General features: G+C 40.2%; 21 protein-coding genes, 1 pseudogene and 1 CRISPR repeat array (1 of these 23 cut by a window edge). Of the genes and pseudogenes, 11 read left to right on the forward strand and 11 right to left on the reverse strand.

All coding sequences use genetic code 11. The annotated features are described in order from the left end of the window. The first annotated feature begins 123 nt into the window (after positions 1 to 123). The 7 genes from trpB (at position 124) to ACZ5A8_RS13920 (ending at position 6,645) form a co-directional block, all read left to right on the forward strand. Positions 124 to 1,335, forward strand: coding sequence for a tryptophan synthase subunit beta (gene trpB / locus ACZ5A8_RS13890; RefSeq protein WP_464529753.1), 1,212 nt, complete (start codon positions 124 to 126; stop codon positions 1,333 to 1,335). A gap of 13 nt (positions 1,336 to 1,348) precedes the next feature. Then, positions 1,349 to 2,176: a tryptophan synthase subunit alpha gene (gene trpA, locus ACZ5A8_RS13895; RefSeq protein WP_464534141.1), complete on the forward strand. Its 828-nt coding sequence runs from the start codon at positions 1,349 to 1,351 to the stop codon at positions 2,174 to 2,176. 30 nt (positions 2,177 to 2,206) lie between these two features. Further along, a complete protein-coding gene (gene trpD, locus ACZ5A8_RS13900; protein ID WP_464529754.1) occupies positions 2,207 to 3,319 on the forward strand; it encodes an anthranilate phosphoribosyltransferase in 1,113 nt (370 codons plus the stop codon). Continuing rightward, positions 3,316 to 4,020: a phosphoribosylanthranilate isomerase gene (locus tag ACZ5A8_RS13905; protein ID WP_464529756.1), complete on the forward strand. Its 705-nt coding sequence runs from the start codon at positions 3,316 to 3,318 to the stop codon at positions 4,018 to 4,020. Before trpD ends, ACZ5A8_RS13905 begins: the two co-directional genes overlap by 4 nt. Beyond that, positions 4,007 to 5,782, forward strand: coding sequence for an anthranilate synthase component I (gene trpE / locus ACZ5A8_RS13910; RefSeq protein ID WP_464529757.1), 1,776 nt, complete (start codon positions 4,007 to 4,009; stop codon positions 5,780 to 5,782). The genes ACZ5A8_RS13905 and trpE overlap by 14 nt, the downstream gene beginning before the upstream one ends. 141 nt (positions 5,783 to 5,923) lie before the next feature. After that, entirely contained in the window at positions 5,924 to 6,046 is a 123-nt protein-coding gene (locus ACZ5A8_RS13915; RefSeq protein WP_464529758.1) for a hypothetical protein, read from the forward strand. Further along, positions 6,043 to 6,645: an aminodeoxychorismate/anthranilate synthase component II gene (locus tag ACZ5A8_RS13920; protein WP_464529760.1), complete on the forward strand. Its 603-nt coding sequence runs from the start codon at positions 6,043 to 6,045 to the stop codon at positions 6,643 to 6,645. The genes ACZ5A8_RS13915 and ACZ5A8_RS13920 overlap by 4 nt, the downstream gene beginning before the upstream one ends. 109 nt (positions 6,646 to 6,754) lie before the next feature. On the opposite strand, the gene ACZ5A8_RS13925 is transcribed toward ACZ5A8_RS13920, so the two are convergent. The 3 genes from ACZ5A8_RS13925 to ACZ5A8_RS13935 form a co-directional block, all read right to left on the reverse strand. After that, complete coding sequence (locus tag ACZ5A8_RS13925) at positions 6,755 to 7,522, reverse strand: hypothetical protein (RefSeq protein ID WP_464529761.1); 768 nt, start codon at positions 7,520 to 7,522, stop codon at positions 6,755 to 6,757. Between the two features lie 618 nt (positions 7,523 to 8,140). Then, positions 8,141 to 8,383: a hypothetical protein gene (locus tag ACZ5A8_RS13930; RefSeq protein WP_464529763.1), complete on the reverse strand. Its 243-nt coding sequence runs from the start codon at positions 8,381 to 8,383 to the stop codon at positions 8,141 to 8,143. A gap of 583 nt (positions 8,384 to 8,966) precedes the next feature. After that, entirely contained in the window at positions 8,967 to 10,082 is a 1,116-nt protein-coding gene (locus ACZ5A8_RS13935; protein WP_464529764.1) for an RNA-guided endonuclease TnpB family protein, read from the reverse strand. A 560-nt stretch (positions 10,083 to 10,642) separates the two neighbouring features. Between ACZ5A8_RS13935 and ACZ5A8_RS13940 the strand changes: the two genes are divergently transcribed. The 4 genes from ACZ5A8_RS13940 to ACZ5A8_RS13955 all read left to right on the forward strand — a co-directional run bounded on the left by ACZ5A8_RS13940 (position 10,643) and on the right by ACZ5A8_RS13955 (position 16,892). Further along, positions 10,643 to 11,953, forward strand: a complete 1,311-nt coding sequence (locus tag ACZ5A8_RS13940) for an APC family permease (protein WP_464529765.1) — start codon at positions 10,643 to 10,645, stop codon at positions 11,951 to 11,953. 250 nt (positions 11,954 to 12,203) lie between these two features. Further along, positions 12,204 to 12,590: an SET domain-containing protein gene (locus ACZ5A8_RS13945; RefSeq protein WP_464529767.1), complete on the forward strand. Its 387-nt coding sequence runs from the start codon at positions 12,204 to 12,206 to the stop codon at positions 12,588 to 12,590. A 542-nt stretch (positions 12,591 to 13,132) separates the two neighbouring features. Beyond that, positions 13,133 to 13,951: a hypothetical protein gene (locus tag ACZ5A8_RS13950; RefSeq protein ID WP_464529768.1), complete on the forward strand. Its 819-nt coding sequence runs from the start codon at positions 13,133 to 13,135 to the stop codon at positions 13,949 to 13,951. Positions 13,952 to 14,195: 244 nt separating this feature from the next. After that, positions 14,196 to 16,892 carry a COR domain-containing protein gene (locus ACZ5A8_RS13955; protein ID WP_464529769.1) on the forward strand — a complete coding sequence of 899 codons (2,697 nt, stop codon included), beginning with the start codon at positions 14,196 to 14,198 and terminating at the stop codon, positions 16,890 to 16,892. 308 nt (positions 16,893 to 17,200) lie between these two features. Here ACZ5A8_RS13955 and ACZ5A8_RS13960 read toward each other — a convergent pair. The 8 genes and pseudogenes from ACZ5A8_RS13960 to ACZ5A8_RS13995 form a co-directional block, all read right to left on the reverse strand. Beyond that, a pseudogene (locus tag ACZ5A8_RS13960) lies at positions 17,201 to 17,347 on the reverse strand (CRISPR-associated endonuclease Cas1); the annotation flags it as partial. 26 nt (positions 17,348 to 17,373) lie between these two features. After that, on the reverse strand, positions 17,374 to 19,002 hold the full coding sequence (locus ACZ5A8_RS13965; RefSeq protein WP_464529695.1) for an IS1634 family transposase: 1,629 nt from the start codon (positions 19,000 to 19,002) through the stop codon (positions 17,374 to 17,376). Positions 19,003 to 19,070: 68 nt separating this feature from the next. Continuing rightward, a complete protein-coding gene (locus ACZ5A8_RS13970) occupies positions 19,071 to 19,583 on the reverse strand; it encodes a metal-binding protein (RefSeq protein WP_464529771.1) in 513 nt (170 codons plus the stop codon). Positions 19,584 to 20,022: 439 nt separating this feature from the next. After that, entirely contained in the window at positions 20,023 to 20,208 is a 186-nt protein-coding gene (locus tag ACZ5A8_RS13975) for a hypothetical protein (protein WP_464529773.1), read from the reverse strand. Between the two features lie 447 nt (positions 20,209 to 20,655). Further along, positions 20,656 to 21,042 carry a hypothetical protein gene (locus tag ACZ5A8_RS13980; protein ID WP_464529774.1) on the reverse strand — a complete coding sequence of 129 codons (387 nt, stop codon included), beginning with the start codon at positions 21,040 to 21,042 and terminating at the stop codon, positions 20,656 to 20,658. Between the two features lie 537 nt (positions 21,043 to 21,579). After that, a complete protein-coding gene (locus ACZ5A8_RS13985; protein WP_464529776.1) occupies positions 21,580 to 22,488 on the reverse strand; it encodes a YecA family protein in 909 nt (302 codons plus the stop codon). 100 nt (positions 22,489 to 22,588) lie between these two features. Then, complete coding sequence (locus ACZ5A8_RS13990; protein ID WP_464529777.1) at positions 22,589 to 23,155, reverse strand: plasmid pRiA4b ORF-3 family protein; 567 nt, start codon at positions 23,153 to 23,155, stop codon at positions 22,589 to 22,591. 132 nt (positions 23,156 to 23,287) lie between these two features. Then, a complete protein-coding gene (locus ACZ5A8_RS13995; RefSeq protein WP_464529779.1) occupies positions 23,288 to 23,701 on the reverse strand; it encodes a DUF3024 domain-containing protein in 414 nt (137 codons plus the stop codon). A 118-nt stretch (positions 23,702 to 23,819) separates the two neighbouring features. Next, a CRISPR array of direct repeats spans positions 23,820 to 24,433; the repeat unit is 37 nt (it continues 2,129 nt past the right edge of the window).

Below are 24,433 nucleotides of genomic sequence, written 5' to 3' on the forward strand. Positions count from 1 at the left end.
ACGAATCAGAATCACGAATCGGAATCACGAGATAAGTAATCACGAGATAAGTAATCACGAGATAAGTAATCACGAAATCAGCGATTAAGACATCCGAACTCAAGAGACAAGGGAGTAATCGAATTGACAGGAACTACAATTTCAGAATTACAGGTGAAAGGAAAGTACGGAGAATTCGGAGGGCAGTACGTACCTGAAGTACTCATGCCGGCCTTAGAAGAGCTCGAAGAGGGGTACGAGCGGTACAAAAACGACCCCGAGTTCCTTGCAGAGCTTGAGCACTACCTCAGGGACTTCGGGGGCAGGGAAACTCCTCTTTACTTTGCCCGGAACCTGAGCAAAAAATACGGGACTAAAATATATCTCAAGCGGGAAGACCTTGTGCACGGAGGAGCACACAAGCTCAACAACGCCATAGGGCAGGCACTGCTTGCAAAGTTTATGGGAAAGACCAGGCTGATTGCAGAAACAGGTGCAGGGCAGCATGGGACTGCAACTGCTATGGTGGGAGCCACCCTCGGGTTTGAAACGATTGTCTACATGGGGGCAAAAGACATCAAACGCCAGCAGATGAATGCATACAGAATGGAACTCATGGGGACAGAGGTAAAAGCCGTAGAGACCGGCTCAAAAACCCTCAAGGACGCAATCAACGAGGCTTTCAGAGACTGGGTCACAAATATCGGAAACACACACTACCTGATCGGGTCGGTGGTCGGTCCCCATCCTTACCCGATGATTGTAAGGGACTTCCAGAGCGTGATAGGGCGTGAGGTAAAGGAGCAGGCAATAGAAAAAGAAGGCAGACTGCCTGATTCTATCATCGCCTGTGCAGGCGGAGGGAGCAATGCCATGGGGATTTTCCATCCTTTTGTCGAAGACAGGGATGTCAGGTTGATTGCCGTAGAAGCCGGGGGAAAAGCCCTGAAGTGTACGGAAAAAGCAGCCCTTCATTCAGCATGCCTCTGCGCCGGAGAAGAAGGAATCCTGCACGGAGCAAGGACAAAGGTGCTGCAGGACAAAAACGGGCAAATCCTTGAGTCCGAATCCGTATCTGCAGGGCTTGACTACTCAGGGGTAGGACCTGAGCTGGCATGCCTTGCTGAGAGTGGCAGGGTTACGGCCCGTTATGTCACGGATGACGAAGCGATTGAAGCTTTTAATGAACTGAGCCGGCTTGAAGGAATCATTCCTGCCCTTGAATCCTCTCATGCCCTTGCCTATCTGAAAAAAGCCGCTGAATCAGGGGAACTCGGAGAATTTGTGGTAGTAAACCTCTCAGGAAGGGGAGATAAAGACCTGGAAACCGTCCTGAGCCTGAAGAGAGGGATCTGAAATGAGAACCGAAATGAAAACCGAAACAAGAGCCGAATTAAGAGCCGAAATTAGAAGGCAAAAAATCTCGGAAAAATTCAGCGAACTCAGGGAGAAGAAAGAAGGAGCCCTTATCAGCTACGTAATGGCAGGAGACCCTTCAGCAGAGGCAACCTGCGGGATTGTAAGAGCCCTGGCAAACGGGGGAGCAGATATAATCGAACTTGGTTTCCCGTTCTCTGACCCTGTGGCTGACGGGCCAACTATCCAGGCAGCAGGACAGAGAGCGCTTGCAGCAGGCATGGATACTGAACGTTACTTCGAACTTGTCAGGGATCTTGAGGTTGAAGTCCCTCTTGTTTGCATGACTTATTACAACCCTGTATTCAGGTACGGAGTGGAAAAATTCGTAGAACATGCCGCAGAAGCCGGAATCAGCGGACTGATCATACCCGATATCCCGGTAGAAGAAGCAGCTGACCTTAAACACAGTTGTGAGAAACACGGGCTTGACCTGATCTTTCTGGTCGCACCCACAACAACCGATGCAAGGATCAGGAAGATCCTTCAGAGGGGATCGGGCTTCATCTACCTGGTATCAAGGCTCGGGGTTACGGGGGCTAGAGATAATGTTGCAGGTTCCACAAAAGAACTGCTTTCCAGGGTAGAAACTGAAATTCCGAAAGCTGTAGGCTTTGGAATTTCAACAGGAAGACAGGCTGCAGAGGTTAGGAAGGCTGGTGCAGACGCTGTGATTGTCGGCTCGGCTTTTGTAAAGATTATTGAAGAAGGAAAAGACGTAAACGAAAGGCTGGAAGCCCTTTCAAGGGAACTCAAATCCGGCATACTTGAAGCAAATTGAACCAGGGAATTGCAAAGGAGGCAGGAAAAGATGCAGGAAATGAAGGCATATATCAAAAAACTGGAAAAAGGTCATGACCTGAGTTCAGAAGAAGCCGAAACCGCAGTAGGAAAGCTCCTGAGCACGGCCAGAGATGAGGAAATAGGGGCTTTTTTACTTGCCCTGAAGGCAAAAGGGGAAAAGCCCGAAGAAATTGCAGGTTTCGTACGCGGTATGAAGAAAGTTGCCAATATTATCAGGCCAGGGACGCCTTTCAGGCTTGTAGATACCTGTGGGACAGGAGGAGACGGGCTTAACACCATCAATGTCTCAACAGCAGCTGCAATTGTGACTGCAGCAGCCGGGGTCCCGGTAGCCAAACACGGAAACAGGGCAGCTACCTCAATGTCAGGAAGTTCTGACGTGCTTGAAGCTCTCGGGATTAAAGTGGACCTCCCCCCGGAACAGGTTAGAAAGACAATAGAAAAGATAGGTATAGGTTTCATGTTTGCCCCGGTCTTCCACCCTGCAATGAAGCGGGTTGCCGGGGTAAGGAAAAAGCTCGGGGTAAGGACAGTCTTTAATATCCTTGGACCCCTGACAAACCCTGCAGGAGCAAAAGGGCAGGTTGTTGGAGTTTTTGATAAAAGTCTCTGTAAGCCTATAGCTTATGCCCTTGCCGAACTGGGGACAGAGCATGCCCTGGTAGTGCATGGGGACGGGATGGATGAGATCACAAATACGGGTGAAACCTATGTTGCGGAATTAAAGAATGGGAAAGTTTCGACTTACACGTTGACCCCCGAGTCCCTTGGCATGCTACGGGCAAATCCGGAAGACATCAAAGGAGGTACTCCGAAAGAAAATGCGCGAGACCTTCTGTGCATCTTCAAGGGCCAGAAAGGACCTAAAAGGGACCTCATAATCCTGAATGCAGCTGCAGCTCTTTACGTAAGCGGGATAGTGAGCTCAATCCGACAGGCTATCCCCATTGCCGAAGACGCTATTGACAGCGGAAAAGTCATGGTCAAGTTTAACCAGTTCCGGACTTTTACCAGAGAACTTTACGAAAAGGATAAACAAAAGGGCTCTTCTCCTGGAAAAACAACTTTATCTCCGTCCCGAATTTCCATGTTAAGCCCAGCTTCCGGGGAGAGGGCATGAAAACAGGATCAAAAACCAGGATCAAAATCTGCGGGATCCGCAGCCCTGAAGATATTGAACTTGCAGCTCTCTATGGAGCCGACGCGCTAGGATTTATAACCGAAGTCCCTGTGGAAAGCCCGAGAAAGCTTGATTCGGACGTCGCATCCGCCCTTGTTTTAAAAGTCCCGAAATACCTTGATTCAGTAATGGTCATAATGCCTGAAAACTCCACCTGTGCCCTGGAACTTATCGATAAAGTAAGACCGGACATAGTGCAAATCCACTCCGACCTGCCCCTTCTAGAACTTGAAATCATAAGGGAAAAAGCAGACATACCTGTAATAAAAACCCTTTCTGTGCCTGCCGGGCGAGGAGCTTTCAGACTCCAGAACCTTGTAAAAAGGCTTCTTGAGGAGGTCCGCGAGATGGAAGAAAGCGGAGCTGTTGACAGCGTGCTCCTGGACTCAGGGGTTGCCGGAAAAATAGGCGGTACAGGCTGTGTACACGACTGGGACCTGAGCCGGAAAATTGCAGAAGAGACCAGCCTTCCCCTTATCCTTGCCGGCGGGCTCAAACCCGAAAACGTGCAGGAAGCTATCAGGGTTGTTTCTCCCTATGCTGTGGATACGGCTTCAGGGGTAGAGACCTGCGGAAAAAAAGACGCTGTGAAAATCAAGAATTTTATTGAAGAAGTGAGGTGTGCCAATGCTTTCCTTTGACCTTGGAAAAGAAGAGTTTAAGGAGCTTGTCTCAGGGCTCAAAAAACCCGGGCTCGTCCAGCTCCTTGCAAAGGTTGATTTTGGATGCTATACCGTCTGCTCTCCTCTCGAGCTTTATCGGGCTTTAAGAGGTTCAGGAACTGCAGGTTACTCCTACCTGCTTGAATCCGTGGAAAAACAGGCAAATAAGGCAAGGTATTCTTTTGTTGGAAACGACCCTGATGCCCTGCTGACGATAAGTAACAGAAAACTCTCCCTTGAGCTCCTGAACCCGAAAGCCTGTGCTTTCTTCAAAGAAATTGTCGCAAAAGCAGAGGAAGTCTGCGGAGCTGAAACTGAAGAGAAAACCGGAGAAAAAAACGTAGAGAAGAATGGAGATGAAACCGGAAAGATAGAACGCAGAGGAAAGCAAAAAGAAACGCAGCCTCCTGGAAAGTTCACGATTGCAATTCCACGCGGAAAAGATTCTTTTGACGCCCTTCGCCTGGCTTTTCCTCCGACAAACGGGATTGAATTCCTCAATACAAAGCGCTTTGAAAGGCAGACCTTCCTGGGAGGGGCTATTGGTTACACAGCTTATGATGCGATCTACGACAGCTGGCTCGGGGCTGAAAAGGGCTTTGAGTCCGGGATTCCCGAACTCCAGTACATCCTTGTCTCGAAAAGTTTTATTTTCGATCACCTGACTGAAGAAGTGTATATAGTGATCACTCCTTTCGTAAGCCCGTGCTCGGATGCAGAAAGAGTATATGAAGAGACTCTTTCAGAGGCAGATAAGCTTTATTCCACAATTAAGGAAGTTTCCCTGCCTGAAGACGCAGCAAAGGGAGTTGAAGTAAAAGGAGTTGAAGCAAAAGGAGTGATAAGGGAAACAGTCGTAAGGGAAACAGCCGCTTCAAATGCAGTAGTTTCGAGCCCGTTAATAGCGCCATCTTCACCTGTACAGGTCTGCAGCGCTGACAGGTCGGAATTTGAAGCTTCCGTGCTCCAGGCGAAAGAACATATTTTCGCAGGGGATATTTTCCAGGCTGTCCTTTCCAGGAAATGCGAATTCAATCTGGAACAGTCCCCTTTCGAGCTTTATATGCAGCTCCGGGAAATAAACCCGAGCCCTTACATGTATATCTTCGAGTTTGGAGACCTTGCAATTGTAGGGGCGAGCCCTGAAACACTTCTAACAGTACATAAACGCACTGTCATAATAAATCCCATCGCAGGCACCTGTCCGAGAGGGAAGTCCGAAGCTGAAGACGAAGCCCTGGCTTCACACATGCTTAATGACGAAAAGGAAAGGGCAGAACATGTAATGCTTGTTGACCTTGGGCGAAACGATGTCCGCATGGTTTCCGAAAGCGGCTCGGTAAAGGTCTCCGGGTTTATGAAAGTCCTGAAATATTCTCATGTCCAGCACATAGAAAGCACGGTTTCGGGAAACCTCAGGCCCGAGTGCGACCAGTTCGATGCCTTCAGGGCAGTTTTTCCTGCTGGAACCCTATCAGGGGCTCCTAAAATCCGGGCAATGGAAATTATTTCCGAACTTGAAACAGCTCCAAGAGGGATCTACGGCGGCGGGGTAGGGTATTACAGCTGGAACGGGGATGCTGATTTTGCAATTGTGATAAGGACTCTGCTTATACAGGGAAAAAAGGCTTCGGTACAGGCAGGAGCAGGGATTGTTGCGGACTCCGATCCTGCGTATGAGTTCAGGGAAACGGAAAGGAAAATGGCAGCAATGCTTGCGGCTATTGGCGGAGAACTCTGAGTTGAAACTCCGGTTAAGACCGGGTTAAACCGGGTTAGACAGGGTTAGACAGGGTTAAGAAATACAGTTGAGGAGTCGAGAAATGGGGATCAGGCGCAGGAATGGAAGGAAAGAATTGAAAAAGTTACCAGGATGAGACTTATGGAAAGAGATTTAAATACAAATAATTCAGGAAAAATGGCTCTGGAGAAGAGTATTCTATTCGAAAAAATGAGTAAAGGGGAAAATCCAGAAGAAAAGGCTTTTGGAGGGTTTTTCAGGTGAAAATCGTTTTCATAAACAATAAGGATTCTTTCGTATGGAACCTCGTGGATTATATCTCATATTTTGAAAAAGATACCCTGGTCCTTCCCAACACGGTTACCCTGGAAGAGTTAAGGGAAATAAAGCCTGATGCGCTGGTAATCTCCCCGGGACCCGGAAATCCCTCTGACCCGAAGGATATAGGAAACTGTCTGGAGATCATCAGGGAAATGGGCAGGGAAATTCCTCTTCTGGGAGTCTGCCTCGGGCACCAGGCAATCAACGTAGCTTTCGGCGGGCCTGTAAGGAGAAGTAAAGTGGGACCCGTACATGGGAAAAGTTCAAGGATCTTGCACACGGAATCAGTACTCTTTACAACACTTAGAGAACAGTTTGAGGCAGGCCGCTACCACTCACTTGAGATTGGAGAGCCGGCTCCCGGAATAAAGGTTACTGCACGGGCAGAAGATGGAACCATTATGGCAGTCGAACACGCAGAGTATCCTATCTATGGCTTGCAATTCCACCCTGAGTCCGTGCTTACTCCCGAAGGGCTAAAAATAATAGAACAATTCCTGGAAATTTCGAGGAATTTTAAAAAAAGACAGCCGGCTGTTTAAAACAGCCGTGAACTTTTTTCTGCCTAACCTGTATTCATTTACCTTTATTTATCTGCTTTTATTTATAATTGATAACTATAAATAAAGCCTGCTAACTTACTGGCGATTATTATTTTTCTTTTCCAGAAGCTCCGGCTTCAGGTTTTCTTTCCTCGCCTTCACTTTCTTCTTCCTCGGCTTCTTCTTCGAAGAATTCGTCTTCCGTAAACTCCTCATTGGGTCTGCCTGCGTAACCTGCGGGTTGAAGGTTCTGAAGTTCTGCGAACTCACCTACGGTCTGGGCAATAAGCTGAGGATACTTTTCGATCTGTTCCCTTGTAACGAATTCCCCTTCTTCCGAGACTTTTATTATTCTTTCTCTTGCAGTTTTTGCCATATTGCTGAGTTCTTCGAGTTGCTGCCTGTCTGCCAGGTAGCTCATCTCTTCAAGTGCCATTGTAGTCCAGAGAGTTACAACTTCCATTCTCTTTGCAACGGCTCCTGACCCTATAGTCTCAAGTGCGCCCACTGCATCTTTGGCAGGCTCGAGCATCTTAAACTGCACTGCCCCTTTCCCTAACTCCTGCACAGCTTTTGAAAAAGACCACATGGCGTTTGGGAAATTTTTCTCAAGTGCAGGCTCTACAAGGCTTTTAATAACCTGTAATGAGTTAGCTGCAATGGTATCATTTCTTTTCTGGACGGCTTTATTGCCTATATTTCGGAGTGAAATTATAGCCCTTTTCAAATCGGTCTCAAGGTTTGCCTCGATAAGCTCTTCGCTGAATTCTCGAAGATACTCAATATACTGGAGCGCATCATATTCGTTTTGTTCCCTTACCGCTTTTTCTCCAGATTCTCCAAGTTCAATAGCTTTTTGTTCATTCAATGAGAACATATTTAAACCCCTTTCCAGTCAAATTCTGTAATAAATACCAGTTTTAAGAATTAAACTATTTATATAGGAATACTCCGATATTAGTCTTCCTATATTTTTGTAAATTCATAGAGAGTTTCAAGCTTCTGTTTAAGAATTTCAAGCTTTTATTTTTAAAAGAGATATATACACTCATAAAGTTAAGTAAAAGGCTTTTTAAGTAATTGAGGTTTTACCATTTTCCATAAAATTCCTTATTTTTCAATAATATTTGATTATAACATCTATTTTGTAAAAAAATTTGTTTAAGGCGGTTTAAAATCAATTTAATGTAATATTATGTCAGTAATTTTAATTAGAGAGATTTCTAATCATATAATAGAGAAAAAAGCCCGATTTGAATTTTCAACACATAATTAATATTTATAATTTTATGCGATTTGTAGAAAAAGATTATATTAAATGCTAATTTTTTAAGCATATATAACATTAATTAGGTTCTCATTACTGGATTCCGTATTCAGCAGCATTTAACGGTGCTATTTTAAAGGCACTAAACGTAATTTTTTGATCAAATAAGCAACTTTAGGCCATTTTTGTGCATTTAAAGCATTATTGTCAATTTTGGCAAAACCTCAATTAATCAATTAGTCGCCTGCAATCACCTGGCTGATGTTTTTGAGTAAAACGAAAACAGTTCCCGACTATAAACTCTAAAATCCTGAATCTCCCGAATTGTGCCTCGCCCGAATTGTGCCTCGCCCGAATTGTGCCTCGCCCGAATTGTGCCTCGTCCGAATTGCGCCTCGCCCGAATTGCGCCTCGCCCGAATTGCGCCTCGCCCGAATTGCGCCTCGGGAGTACGCGTCCTTTTCGCTCCACTTCGTTTCGCTCAAGAGGACTACTTTATGGGTTATGGTAGTGAGATTTACTTAAAGTGACATAATTAAATTATTTCTGACCCTTGCAACGTTATTCTTTGTATTATGCCGTTTTTTCATGTTAGAAGAAGGAGAGTGGTCTTCTCGCGAAAAAGGGAAAAAAAGAAATGCTAGAAAGTAAAAATGGCTAAGGAGAATGAATAAAAACCAGAAAGTAAAGGCAAAATGAAAAAGTAAGAATTAGGACAAAAAATCATCTACTTGGAGATCGCTTTTCCAATCTTTTTCAAGTCTTTTTATTTCTACTACTTCGTTTTTTACGGGAAGAGCCGCCAGAAGAGCTGGTGGAGGCGCTCCTAGAATTATTAATTGAAATTCATTTTGAAGTTGAAATCTTCAGGTCTATTCGACATATCTTCTTTTTTCAGGCTTCGAATAGAATACTTGCAGTATAAAAAACGCAAAGGTTATAGGGCTAAAAGTTTTTTTCTACCTTTTTACCTTTACTCTTATCTATTGATGGCTCTTGACCTGTTGAAATTAAATGGGTGAACTACCCCTCCCTAAAGCTCTGGCCTAATGGCTCAAGCTTTTGAGGGAGTTGCTTCCTGCTTCATTCTCCAGAGCAACCTCTGCGAGTCCACAGGCTCTACCTCTTGTCCCAGGAGTGCAAATTTTTTGATGTTAATAGCGGCATTAATGTCTCTATCGTGGTTAGTTCCGCAATCGGGACACTGCCACTCTCTTATTTCTTCAGTTAGATCTTGATATTTGTATCCACAAACGTTACAGGTCTTTGATGAAGGTTCCCATTGTCCTATCTTCAATATAGTTTTTCCTAACCATTCTGCTTTATACTGTAATTTCAGGACAAAACTATACCAACCTGCATCTCCGGTTGATTGAGCACGATTGTGGTTTTTCATCATTCCCTTGATATTCAATGTCTCAACAGCTATTGCTTGGTTGTTGCTTATAAGCTTTTTTGAAACATTGTGTTGGAAGTCATGTCTTTGAGTTGAGATTAGTTCGTGCAGTTTTGCAAGCTTATGTACTGCCTTTCTTCTGTTTTTAGAGCCGATTACTTTTCCCGAAACTCTCCTCTGCAAACAATTCAGCCTTTCAAGAGAATTCTTCAGGAATTTAGGATTATCAATTTTCTCTCCTGTTGATAGTGCAGCAAATGTTTTGAGTCCTACGTCTACTCCGATGAGAGTAGCATGAGAAAAAGGTTCGGGTTCTGGTAGTTCTATTCCATCATCCGTTAAGACGCTTATATAGTATTTTCCAGTAGGAGTTCTCGATACTGTTAATGTTTTCATCTTTCCTTGAAAAATGTCTCTGTGCATCTTAACTTTTATCCAGCCGAATTTAGGCAACTTAATTTCTAACTTTTCTACATTAAGATCATAGTGTTGTGGAAGCTGGAAGGAAAAATGGTGATCCTTTTTGCTTTTTCTTTGAGGATAACCGAATCCGAAATTGAAAAAGTTTGTGAAAACTTTATTTAGATTTCGGTTTGCTTGCTGAAGTGCCCCGGCGTTAATCTCTTTTAGCCAGGGATATATTTCTTTTAGAACTAACAAGTGATTATTAAGATCAAATTCAGAAATACTTATTCTACACTTTCTATATAATGTAGATTTAATATTTAGAAGTTTGTTATAGACGAACCGAGCACTACCGAAGTGTTTTTCCATAAGAACTTTTTGTTCTTTGTTAGGGTAAATCCTGTATCGGTTTCCTCGTTTCATTAGCATTATATATGTTTTGAAACTATGTTAAGATTAACAGATTTACTATCAGTAGAATGTCGGGAAGTCGATGGCTTCCATCCCCCACCTGTTCGATCCGGTAAACCGGATCTCCTGAGGAGGGGGTCTTCTCGCCGTACGAGATAAAAACTATGACCGAGCTTGAAAAACAGTTACTCTCGGGCGTGGAATTTTTCTGGCTATCCTGATGGTTATAGGCTCAGGACTGATGGGCTTGCCAGGGTTGGTAGCGGATGCAGGAAAGGCGCAGGAAATGGTTTTCGGCTGACTTCTGATTAGTCTGGCTGCAATACCACTTATTCAGATCTATAAACCCGAACCTTTAAATCATAATCTGTAAATTTAGACTTGCTTAAGACTTTTAGCCTTATCCTTTAGTCCTTAGCCTATACCTTATTCTTTAGACTTATCCTTTACTGGCAAATTTATAAATAGTGCAAAATATATTTACGGATGAATTTAGTGGAGCTATCTATAGAGGAAAAATGAGAAAATTAGAAAAAACAATTACTCTGCGGACAGGTTTGGGACTTGCAATCTGTATGCTTGTAGGGACAGGGATTCTGGCGCTGCCGGGCCTGGCACTTGATGCCGGAAGCGTTCATGAGGCAGTTCTTGGCTGGTTCCTCATCGCTCTTATCGCAATTCCTCTTATCCAGATCTGCGCCCGCCTTGGCCTGAAATTTCCTTCAACTGCAGGGCTTGCAGGTTATGCTGAAGAGGCCGTAGGTCCCTGGGGAGGGTATGCAGTTTCATATCTTGTAGGCGGTTCTTTCTTTTTCGGGCTTCCTGCCGTTGCTCTTATTGGAAGCGAATACATGAGGCAGCTTTTCAGTCTGTCCGAATTAGGTGCAGCTCTTTTTGCAGCCCTTCTTGTAACCTTAATGCTTATCTCAAACCTTGCAGGAATGAGAGCTATTTCCATGATTAACTATGCAGCTCTGGCTGTGCTCTTTCTGCTTACAGGACTGCTTATCGCCTTCAACCTTTATTTCTTCGGGTCAGGGCTAGAGGTTGCCGGTGAAGCTCTTAGAGGCAGTGGAAACGTAGACCTGAACAATGTCTGGAAAGTCGCAGCCCTTCTTTTCTGGGCGTTTCTGGGCTGGGAGAACCTGTCTTTTTCCCTCGGAGAAATTAAAGAACCTGAGAAAAACGTGCCTTTGCTTTACTGGCTGAGTTTTGCCCTGGTAACATCTATCTATATCCTCCTTGCCCTTATTACCACAGGAGCGAGTGCAGCAGGTGTCCCTCTTCAAGGAGCTGCCGGACTTTCCGGCCTTGTCCTTTTTACGCCCGGGGGAAGTCTCCTCATATGGCTCACGATAATAGTTATTGCGGCAAACGCCTGTTCGTGGAACTTTACTGCAAGCCGCCTGCTTTTTGCCGGAGGCAGGACAGGTGCTTTCCCTGGTGTTTTTGGAAAGCTTTCAAAGAGGAATATCCCTGTCTCCAGCCTGGTAGGGCTATACATCCTGTCAATTTTCCTTATTCTCGGAAGCTACTTTTTCGAAATCCCGGTATCATCCATGATCCTGCTCGTAAACCAGAACTTTGTTTTCCTCTATGCCTTCATCATTCTCGCCTACTGGAAAACAGAAACCGGCTGGCAGAAATGGGTTTTCTCAGCTCTTGCGCTCCTGTCTCTGAGCTTTCTGGTCTCAGGCTTTACCTGGAAAATCGTTTATCCTGTCTTTCTCATAGGGTTTGGGTATTACAGATTTCTCGGGAGAAAGAGTGCAGATAAAAGTATCGCGTCCAGAAAGAAGGAACTTAAGGTTCGTGAAGACGCACAGTAGCTTTCCTGCCTTACCAGAAATCGAGGAACAGCATTCAGAGTCTCTTTTCAGGCTTCGGGGCAAAATTTTCCTGGACACCTGAAAAATCTGTGAAATTTGTGGAATCCACGTAAAAATTTCATATATTCCTCGTAAAAATTCCATAGATTTCCCAATAAAAGTTTTTGGACAGAAACTTTTAAATTACTTGCCTTCTCAAAATAATGCAATAGTTAACAGGCAATTTATAAAAATACAGGAGCCTGATCAAATGTCATTGGTAAGTGTTAAAGACGCACCTGGCAAAGGTAGAGGCGTATTTGCACAGAGAAATCTTAAAAAAGATGAAGTAATAGAAACCTGCCCCGTTATCGTTCTTCCTCCTGAAGAAGTAAATACTCTTGAGCTTACCCAGCTTTATAATTACTATTTCGCATGGGGAACTGATTCAAGAGAAGCCGCGATTGCTCTGGGCTATGGGTCTCTTTATAACCACTCGTATGCCCCAAATGCAAAATACCAGAAAGACTTCAACAACAACCTTTTGAAATATATTTGTATAAAAGATATCCGGAAAAATGAGGAAATCACCATAAACTATAACTGTGACCCTGAAGACAAAACCCCTGTCTGGTTTGATGTTACAAGCCAGAACTGATTTTTTGGTTTAAATAAAGTATATAAGTTTTCACTTTGTTCGTTAAGTTTAATTTTTTCTTTTTAATTTTCTTTTTTAACTGCATCAAAAGAGGATATTTAACTACTCTCCCTTATTGTTCTCCCGCATTTCAATGAAAATCAATGGGTAAAAGATGATTAAAGTTATACATGAGCTGATCCCAAAACTCCGGATTAAGTCCCTAAATCTCGAATCTGGAATAATCAATCGATCTTCTGATTAGGAAAATAATCCTGAAATTCTTGTTGATATGAAAATAAAATCGGTTTTGGGATGAGCTCCATCATAAATTATCTAATGATTTCTTCTTTAACCAATGCACTTTACTAAATTATATGAATTTTTAGATTGTTGTCCTGCTAAACCCAATCTTTCACATTTTCCACTTACCTTGATTACCAAATCTAGGGAGAAATCCATGAAATAACCTTGTAAGTAAAGCTTATAATTGTAGAGACTGTTCAGATATGAAAGGCTAAAAAGACTGTGAATTCTAAATTTTTTGTTTTAGGGGTTAAAAAATGGAAGATATACTTCTCAATATTTTTCGATTAAGCCTGTTCGAAACCCTCTGCGTCACAGGCTCTCTTATCCTTATAGGCATGATCCTGGGCATTATTGAAAAAAGATCCAATTTTTACATCCAGAGTGCTTTCGGCAGGAAAGGAATTATGCTTACAGCCTGGATAGGCACCCCAATCCATGAACTTGGCCACCTGCTGATGTGCTATCTTTTCAGGCATAAAATAAATGAGTTTAAGCTCTTTGACCTGAGAGCCCGGGACGGAGTCCTTGGGTATGTCAACCACAGCTGGAATCCAAAAAGCCTCTATCAGAATATAGGGAACTTTTTCATAGGTATGGGTCCCATATTCAGTGGAACGGCAGCCCTGATCACGGGGATGTATATTTTCCTGCCAGATTCCTTTTCTACTTTTTCAAATTATCTGACCCTTGGCTCCGGTCAGCCTGAACCCTATATGTTAATGAAAATCTTCTCACTCACAGTCCAGCTTTTTGAAAGCATTTTTTCGGCAGAAAACCTGGCTTCCCCCATTTTTTGGATCTATTTTGCTTTTGCAATCGCTATCTCTTCCCACATAGCCCTGAGTAAAGAAGATCTTAAAGGAGCAGGAAGAGGCCTGGTGACAATATTCACTTTTATTTTGCTGGTAAATGTGATTGCCCTTATTCTCAATGCCGATTTTTCCAGCTTTTTTTCCGGAATCCTTACCTTAAATGTTTACCTTCTGGCATTTTCAATGGTTTCGGTTGTGTTCTCTTCAATCAGGCTGGTTTTAAGTGCTTTTGTTTATACTCTTGTGTCCAGAGTTATCTGACTGCAGCAATTTCCTTCTCGCAGTCAGGCGTAAAATTCGGGCTAAATGTGAAAATATAGTCTGAATGTACCGAAAAAAACGTCAATATTTTCATTTTGCCATGTTATTACAAATCAGCCAAGTTTATTCAGTTTTTATATATTAGATAAAATTTGAATAAAAAGAAAAAGCTTTTAGAGTAACAGTATGGAACTGTATAACGGAATTGGAAACCTCTTAAGAATTAATTGTAGTTGAGAAGATAATGACAAGAGAAAAGATGAAAATTATTGAATTCGATTTTGAAGATCATCTTGCTATTTGCCTAGAGGGTAATCATCTGGCTGAATTGCCATCTGAAATCATAGAATTTGAAAATCTTACATCACTAGACTTGGATAGAAATGAGCTGACTGAATTTCCATCTGAAATATTGAAACTTAAAAACCTTACATCACTAGATTTATCCCGGAACAAGCTGACTCAACTACCACCAGAGATTGGAGATCTTAAGAGCGTTAAAATACTTAATTTATCCAGAAATCAATTGACACAGTTACCACCAGAAATAGGGAATCTTAAAAATCTTGAAACACTTATCTTATTTAATAATTCGCTGACTCGCCTTCCCACAGAAATCGGAAATCTAAAAAATCTTAAAAATCTTTACTTACAAGAAAATGATTTAACTCAGCTACCCGTAGAAATTGGAAACCTTGAAAATCTTACCGCATTTCATTTATATAAGAATGAACTGACTGAAATTCCAACTGAAATCGGGAAACTTAACAAACTTACAACACTTGACGTATCTTATAACAAGCTGACTCACCTGCCTGCAGAAATTGGAAAACTTGAAAATCTTACCGCACTTCTTTTATTCGAGAATGAGCTGACTGAAATTCCATCAGAAATTGGGAAACTTAACAAACTTACAACATTATCCCTAGACGAAAATCCCTTAATTATACCTCCTCCAGAAATTGTTTCAAGGGGTTTAGAAGCCATTTTCACTTTTCTTGATCAATCAAAAACTACCGAAAATAATGAAGCTAAGTTAATATTGGTTGGAGAAGGAGAAGTTGGTAAAACATGTCTTGCATACAGATTAATTAATGATGAATTTTTGAAAGACACTAAGATCACAGAAGGAATAAACATATCAAAATGGACAATTCCTTCTCAAGATTTCGAAAATAGTGAAATCAAGCTGAATATCTGGGATTTCGGAGGACAGGAAATTTATCATGCAACTCATCAGTTTTTCCTGACAGAACGTTCAGTTTATCTACTCGTATGGAATGCACGAAGAACAAAGGACTCTGATAATATCTACAAATGGTTGCATACTATTGAAACTTTTGGAGGTGATAGTCCAATAATCCTTGTAATGAGTAAAATGAATGAAAGCGATGACGATCTAAATTATGAAGATTTAAAAAGTAAGTTCACTAAAATAGCATATCACCTTAAAATTGATAGTGAAGATGGTGAGGGAATATCTGGACTAATTGGAAAAATTCGTAAAGTTTCTTGGGACATTCCTTTAATGAGAACGCCGTGGGTAGATTCATGGTATAAAGTGCGGGAAAAGCTTGAAGGATTTAGAGAAAATTGGATCAAGTATGAGGATTTTTATAATTTATGTGTTTCAGAAGGATTAGATGACAAAAATATTAGGACATTAGATGGGTATTTGCATGATCTTGGTGTAACGCTTCACTTTCAAGATAGCGATAATCTTGCTCTAAAAAACATAGTGATACTAAAACCTGAGTGGGCAACAGGAGCATTTTATAAAATCTTGTCTACAAAATCTGTTCTACGTCGTGAGGGCAGATTATTACACTGCGAATTAGAACAAATATGGGATAAAGAAGCGTATCCATCTGAAATTCATCCTCAACTCATGGAGTTAATGAATAAGTTTGAGCTCGCATACGAACTTCCAAATAGGAGCGGCTATCTAGTTGCTGAGCTTTTACCTGTTAGTGCACCCAATTTTATTTGGAATGAGACAAATAACCTTCGCATCTATTACTTTTATGATTATTTTTTGCCTGCTGGTATAATTACCCGATTTATAGTGCGCATGCATCAGAATATAGAATATAAAGAAAATGGATTACCCCTTTGCTGGAGAGAGGGAGTCGTATTGAATCTCCAAAACTCACGTGCTCTTGTTAGGATGAAGCCTGATGAGAGAGAAATAGAGGTAAAAGTAAAAGGTGACAACCAAAGAGGAGCTCTTGGAGCAATCTGTAACGAAATTGATATAATAAATGCTTCTATGAAAAAGATAAAGGTCAGTAAACAAATTCCTTGTAACTGTTTAAAAGATTGTCCTAAAAAATACTCCTACGATGAATTACTAAACGCTGAAATTAATGGCTTGGGAACTATACCATGCCTTTGGAGTTGCAAACAGGTATCTGTCTCGTCATTATTAGATGGTTATAATAAAGTACAAAATAGAGTTAAAGAGTATAACGAAAGCTCAAGAAATCCAAGTTTATCAGTTATATTGAGCCCTACTTTTAGTCCGACTGTTTTAGCAACAGCATATACTAAACAGACAACGGAAGTAGAACAACTTACGGACGTTAAAACAGATGTTAAAGTAGATGTTGATATCAGTTTAGAGATAAATTTGTCGCAGATTCAAACAGAGTTTGATAATTTAAGAAGGGAAATAAAGAATTTAAATCCTGAACTTAAAAGTGAAATGGATGAAATTCAGGATAGCTTAGATGAATTAAGTGCAGATGGTCAGAAAGAGAAACTAAAGAAACCTTTTAATAAGTTACGTAGATTCCTCGTTAAATTAGGTGATTCTGATTCTGACTATAATAAAATAATTGCAGGAACTCAAAAAGCTACAGAGCTTACTCAAAAGATTGTTGAAACTTTTAACAAAGTTGCCCCTCTACTAGGAATACTTTCGTTACATGGAATACACTAAGTAAAGGACTGTAAATGAAAGTAAAAAAGAGTTGGAATTTTTGTCTTTTTTCCAAAAAGCGTGATTTTTTCATGAAAAGATTGACTAAATGCAGCATCACTAATATGTAATCTCTGGGGTGTGTTGTTCCTTATTCGCAGGATATCTACTCTGTATGAGGTCAATGTCTTTACCTGCCCTCAATGCTTTACAAATTGATATCAATTCTGAACTATTTCACTGAATTTTACTAAGAAATGTAAAATGAGTTGCATTTTACAACCACTTTACAGTATCTCTTGATGCCGTTTTACAATTTTACAGTAAATTTATACACATTTTTGACCTGAAACCAATGATTCCCACTTATTAACTCTTTCCAGAATATGAGCATTAAGAGTAAACGGTTTATCTGACTTGGCATTCTGCTTCATATAATGCAATGTCCCTTTAGAAAACCCTGATTTCTTCCAATCAACCTACATTCGGCAGGTTAACGTAATTAGAGATAGATATTTTCATATTTCTCTCCCATGAGACCCAATATCTTCCAGTGAAGATCCTCCATATTCAGTATTTCTGAATTTACTTCACCTTCTTTCTGAGAAATAAGTTCTGTAATTCCCTGGAAATTGACAAATATCCATCTCATCGTAGGTCTTTTTGTTGGCTTTCCTTTTTGATCTGGAACCGTTTCATTTTCTTCCTCTAATTTTGTCCTTAATTTCCATTCTGCAATTGAATAAATCATTAAGCAGAGAACCATTGTCATAGCCAGTGCTTCAATTCTGCTTTTATTCTTTAGGTAGACTTTCGATATGCTAAATGTATCACTTTTCAAGAATCGGAATCCTTTTTCTACATTGTCCTGTCCTTTGTAATACTTCAGCATCTCTCCCGGAGAAAGAGTGATATCATTACTCGCAAGAATGAAAAGTCCCATTTTCTCCATTTCATTCAAAACAAAAGCATCATTAACCTTTATGCTTCCATCAATCCTGAAATAAGTCTTTAATTCCTCATCTTTAGAAGGTCTGCCTCTTTTACCTGATTCACGTTTTTTAATGGATTTCAAATCAACTTTTTCAAAAACAATAGAAGGGAATTCTTTAATCCATTTCTCTGCAGCTTTTGATGCATCCTCTTCGCAGAAGAAGTCCTCTCCTTTCAGCTTTTTAAAAGCCTTCTCTGCTTTTTCAACCTCTTTGTCAAGTTTCGTCCTGAGAGTTTTCTCTTTCTTCTCCTTCATCTTGTGAGAAAGCAGCAAAACCCACTTTTGTTTGACTCCGCCATATTCCACAAAGGTTTGATAAAAAGAGTACCTCTCATCACTTTTTAGCGTTTTCAGGTTCAGATTTGCAGTTAGCAGTTCCTTTGCCTCGGAAATTGTTGCAGGAACACGACTGATCCAGAATGATTTTCCGATATTCTGGATATTATTGTCTGTGTAAAAGGAACTATCAGCGACATAGTACACTTTGCTTTCAGGTCTTAAAACTGATTTGAGAGACGTTATTGCATCCAGAATTGTGTTTTTGTCGGAAGCATTTCCTGAATGTGTGTTCATGAAAAGAGGTATTCCATGCTGATTAACAATCAAGCTCAGTACAAATTGTTTGAGGTCCCATCTTCCGTTTTTGGGAATTCCAAAAGTAATATCAATAGACTCAGTTTCTTCGTCTTCATAATCACCATAAACGCTGACACTTGTAGTGTCAGAGTGTAAACAGTGAACAGGAATAGGTAGACGAGCCATAATGTGAAGGGTAATTTCCGTAAACAGTTTTGTAGGGCCATATTTTACGATTTTGTCAAGAGTCTCTCCGATAGCATATTGATTCAGGTCTTCTTTTGTTATACCGTCTCCAAAAAGCCTTTCAGTAGAAATGTTTTTGAAAAAATCAGGAAACAGGTACAGACGTTGCCCTATGAAACCTAGACCATTGAGTACCATGGCAAGGATGCAGACTGAGTGAGGAACATTATGATTCCGTTCTTTGGGAAGTTTCTCATCGATCAGTTTGTCAACTTCAAGTTCTCGGAAAACTCCAGCCATAAGACCTAGGTGACCTAAGAACCGTGTACGTTTTAAGGAGGATTCAACTCTTCTACTACTGTTTTTCTCTGCCATGGGATAACCAAGAAAGAGATATAAAATTAATGATATTAATTTATAGGTTTACCTGCCGAAAGCAGGGTTTATGATTTGGCGTCGTGAATATTTTTCAGTTTCTTTTTTATTTTTGTGGATTTTCTTTTTGCTTTAGTGTATATCATATCTGAAATTATGTGTGCTTCAATAGAAATAACTATTCCAGCCAGTAATGAAATAATGTATCTTATCGGAATATTAGTTATGTCTAAGTTAAACAGGGTAACAACTGGTGCTATGATGAATAAACCAACAGTTGAAATAATTATAATGGGGCCTGATAATGGATGATGCAGTTTTCCACGGTGCTTAAAAATTTTTTGATAGGGCCACCAGATATACTTAAGAATTCCCCATCTATTGAAGGGCTCGCTTTGAATATCCAGGTCAGGACTTAGATAGTATGTCCCGAATATAAGTGCAAATGAAAATATTGCCGTAGTATCAAATTCAAGATATTCCGGGGGAATACGTGATTGTACATAATTTGTATGTAAACTCAGCAATATACCAAAGAGCAACACAATATTTATTTTTGTATGAGCTTTTCCACTGGGCATTCTAAACACCGTTTTTTAACTGGAGAGTATATACTACACTCATCAAATCTCTTCCAACCTATTCACAACTTCCTCAAGTTTTATAAAACATCTTATATATTTTGTATTATTTAGGTGGTAATGGTTAATATTTTATTTGGGTCATTACCGATGGATTTTGCAAAAAATGAATAAAAAAGCTGAAATTGGTAGAGGCTTAGAAAAAAGAGGGGGAAATTAGAAAAAAAGAGGAAAATTAGAAAAAGAAAGGAAAATTAGAAAAAGAAAGGAAAATTAGAAAAAGAGGGGAAAAAAGCAGTCATGAACTGTTAGCATTAAATTACGTTTTTAATAAGGAGCTCATCCCAAAACCGATTTTATTTTCATATCAACAAGAATTTCAGGATCATTTTCCTAATCAGAAGATCCATTGATTATTCAAGATTCAAGATTTAGGGACTTAATCTTGAGTTTTGGGATCAGCTCCAGAATAAACCCCTTCCGACTTGCCTTCTTCAAGCTGATAAATCACTTCATCTGTAACAAGTTTTTTACCAATTACATAATTTTTTAGAAAATCAATTATTTTTTCTCTATCAGTATTGCAATTCTGGCAAAACGACCCTTTTGGTTGTATTGTATTCATACTTATTCGCCTAATTTTCTTTTATTATATTACTAGTTTTATAAAACAGATTAAAAATTACATTACAAACCAACTGTATTATACATTATAATCAGGCTTATAGACAGGGCTATGCAAAAATTGAGTGCTCCTTTAACTGAAACACGTCTTGATTTTATTGATTCCATTATTGTTCCATACTTTAATGAAAGAACACCAACGAACATGATTAGAAAAGATACGAACATTGTTATCAAGAATAAAGGCTGCTCACGTGGATTTGCCATTCCTGAAACGAACTTAACATCTGTTCATTTGTATTCGGTTAAGGATTTTGAGCTGCGGATCTCGATTTCGACGGAAAAACTCAAACCCAAATGTTTAGTGTTTAAATTGAAATCGATATCAGATTCCAGTTTTGCATTTGATGAATAATTTAACAAATTTTATGAAAATCAATGCAAGTGATTACGATTTTTCCTTAACCGATGACCAATGAACATCTGTTTGAAAATCGGCATTGCTTATTTTTATGTGATGAATTCCTGATACTTCTGGAGTAAATGAAAAGAAGTCTCGGGTTCTTGTTACGGACTTAGAGGATGCATAAAATTTTTCTTCCCAGAAATATTCTTTGTTTTGCGGATCGACCACAACGATATTTAATAATTCGGAAGTGGGATATCTTTCTCTTGTTCTAAAGACAATGGTCACCACTTCGTTTTCAGTGAGCATAACATCGCTATCAAGATCTTTTGATGGTCCAATGGAATCACTTAAAATCTTTTCACCTGAAATATATTCTCCCACAAAAAGAAAAAGTCCTGAAAGCAATAAATTGAAAACAGAAATCATCCAGATGATTTTAAAAACGGGATTAGTTAATTTTTTCTGCTCTTTAATTTTACCACCATCTGTTCAATTAAAATGCTTGTTCCTATACTGTATGAGCCATCCTATAGGAATTCCGCTTGTGATAAAAGATGTAAAAGCTTCATATTTAATAACATTTTGATTTTTTACCTGTGAACAGCTTCACTGTATAGTCTAAAAGCATCAAAAAGAGCTTTTCAATCCTTGTTTTAGTGGGTCTTGCTCGCGAATTTTACCTGTACTACTCTATATAACACATGTTCTATTGTTTCAAGATTTGAGTTCACCTGGGAAGGAAATGACGAGTGCGACCCTGTCTTTGGCAGTGGTTAGGTCAGGATAAAAGATAAAGATGCACTCGAAGGCGAGTTTAGAATTCATCGGGGAGAAAGTTCTACTTTTTTAGCAAAGAAAGTAGAGTAATAAAATCAAGGTCTTGATAGATAACTTCGCATTTTAAACCACAAATACGTATCTCCCCGTCAATATAACCGCAGAAATTGTTCGGAAACACTTAATTTATCCCTGGGATAGTTTTTTTGCTGTTTCCGTATCCCCAAGCTCAGTATATGATTCGGCTTCTGCTCTGAGCATATTTTTTATTATTGACTCATCTGAATGAGGGAAAATCCGGCAGAAATCCTGACAATATTTTATCCTCTTCATATGAAAAGAGGCATCTCCTCTCCCTGCGTTGGCTAATTCCATTTGAAAATCCTGACACCAATTAAAAATACTTTGTGTTAGGCCGGAAATGAATTTATCAGCATCCGTAACAGATTTTACATGAGGAGGAACAATACTTATTATCATGTTCCAGGTCTTTTTCCACTTTTCTAGTCCTTCGCCGTAATTTTGTTTTTCAATGTCTTCGTAGCCTTCCTGCATCAAATCATCGATCATTTCTACATTGTATTTCTCCGGGATTATCCGGTTCCATAACTCTATCATTGCCAACCAGATGAAATCTTCATCCGGACCTGGGGCATGGAAATCCTGTGTATAATAATGATCTTCTGCTAATTGAATTGCAGAGATATAATTTTGAGCCTGTTTTTTAAAACGTTCTATTTCGAAATCAATATTCATTGATTGCAACTTTTCAATTATTTCTGAGGTACTCATCTTTTTTACTTTATCAATACTCCAGCTCCTTAGAATAAATTCTTTGAAGTCCATATCCCTATCACCGGAATATTTTTCAAGTTCTTTGCCAATTTCTTCCAATTGCTCGGGATTATCCTGCAATTTCTGTTCAAACCTCATAATGGCTAACCGGTTAATGACTGGAGCTTCAGATTTTGAAGTAGTTTCAGATTTTGAAGTAGTTAGATTCACATCGGCTGCTTTGCTACCTATACAACAATGTTTATATTTTTTACCTGAACCACATGGGCACGGATCATTTCTACCAATTTTCTTTGACATTCTGGTCAGTTCCCTTGTTTTATGAGGATTAATTCGGAATCGACATTTTGTTCTTTTTCAGAGTTATATGTTTTTATTGGAGGCTTCCAAGTTCTCAGCTTCAGAAAGAAACGTCTTTCGGATCAAAGTATTCGGGGTCAAAATCCTCTCCCAGCCATGTTACGGTATCTTCATATTCCTCATGCCCAGGGTCTTTTAGGATTTCAAGCATCTCTTCATAGCCCCATATCCCGCCGATGTCTTCGGGAACAGCTACCCTTTTTCCTGCCGTACAGATGGGATACTCTACCCCTTCTTTTCTTTCGAGGATTTTTTCAAGTCGGACTTTTACCTGCCAGTTGTCCCCAAAATCGTAGGTGTACAGAGCTTCCTTATTTTCAGGCGTGAAATAGTCAGAGAGTTTTGCTTTCTTTTCCGGTACGAGATGCCCTCCAAAAGCTTCAAAATCGTCCCCTTCAGTCCCGATTCTATCAAGCATCCCGGTCTTCGGGTTTAGCATTTCGAATTCGTGCAGGTGGTAATCTTCCCAGTCCATTACCGCCTGGATGGCATCATGAAGTTTCAGGAAAGTATAATTTTCCGGCACCTGGATCCGCCTCCAGATCTGGGGGGTAATGCCCTTCATGGAAAGCTTTAGCTGGTAAACCTTCTCGAAAGTCTTTTTCATGGAATATTCACCCAAATGAGTATATTTGGATCACCTATTTCAGGTTTTGGGGTTTATTGTCCCGAATCAGTTAAATTTTGTAACACATAATAAGAAAATTCCTTGACCTGTGACCGATGAATGGTCTTTTCTTCATGGCTGGAAGTGGGGAAAATCCCTGATCGTCTCCAAACATTCATCAACGGACAGGTCTTGAAAAATTTCAAACCACTTCCCTGTGTGCCTCATGTATGAAAGATTGAATAGACCGTCCCCAACATATTCCATGCGGGCAAACTTAACTTCAAAAAATGGGGAGACGGAACGCGGATCCGGGGAAGCGTACTTCGCACAGAAGTAAAAGTAGCTTTGGTACCATTTCGTATAAATGTCTACTATGTAATTGAAACGCATATCTTCAGGCGGGGTTTTGATGTATTCCGGCATTAGAAACGATTCGACAAGTTCATTTGCTTTCGTTTCTACCTCCAGCTTTACATTTTCCGGCACCTTAGGTTTTGGGATTTTTTGTGGACAAAAGGTCCACGCTTTTTGTCTTTTTGTCATGGGATTATCTATGTGTGTAGCGTTTAAAACGAATTTCATACTGAAAAATTTTTAGATTTAGAGGAAATTAATACAGGAGCTGACGACTCAAGTGTTGATCTTTTTACGGCTTGCATATACCTCAATCTTTATTTTAGTGGATCTTGCTCACGAATCCTTCAAGGTCACCGCTTCACTGAACCAACAACGTTTCAATCCTTGTTTTAGTGGATCTTGCTCACGAATATTGATAACCTGACTATCACAGTCACAACTCCGTAGTTTCAATCCTTGTTTTAGTGGATCTTGCTCGCGAATTTATTGTAGTTTCAAGTGCTCCGGTTATCAAATTTTGTTTCAATCCTTGTTTTAGTGGATCTTGCTCGCGAATTTACATTTAATTACTCATGGAGAAACATTCCTGAGAAGGTTTCAATCCTTGTTTTAGTGGATCTTGCTCACGAATACTACTCCAGACATACTTATTGCATTCCAAACCTGGAGTTTCAATCCTTGTTTTAGTGGATCTTGCTCACGAATAATAAGTACACTGACAAAGAAGCGCTTAATAAGATGGTGTTTCAATCCTTGTTTTAGTGGATCTTGCTCACGAATTTTATCTGGAAATATGCCCAAATCCCAACGAGGAGTTTCAATCCTTGTTTTAGTGGATCTTGCTCACGAATCGTCGAAATGGAAGGTATACGGAAGGTGTACAATTGGGTTTCAATCCTTGTTTTAGTGGATCTTGCT

The sequence above is a fragment of the Methanosarcina subterranea genome (genome assembly GCF_055385895.1).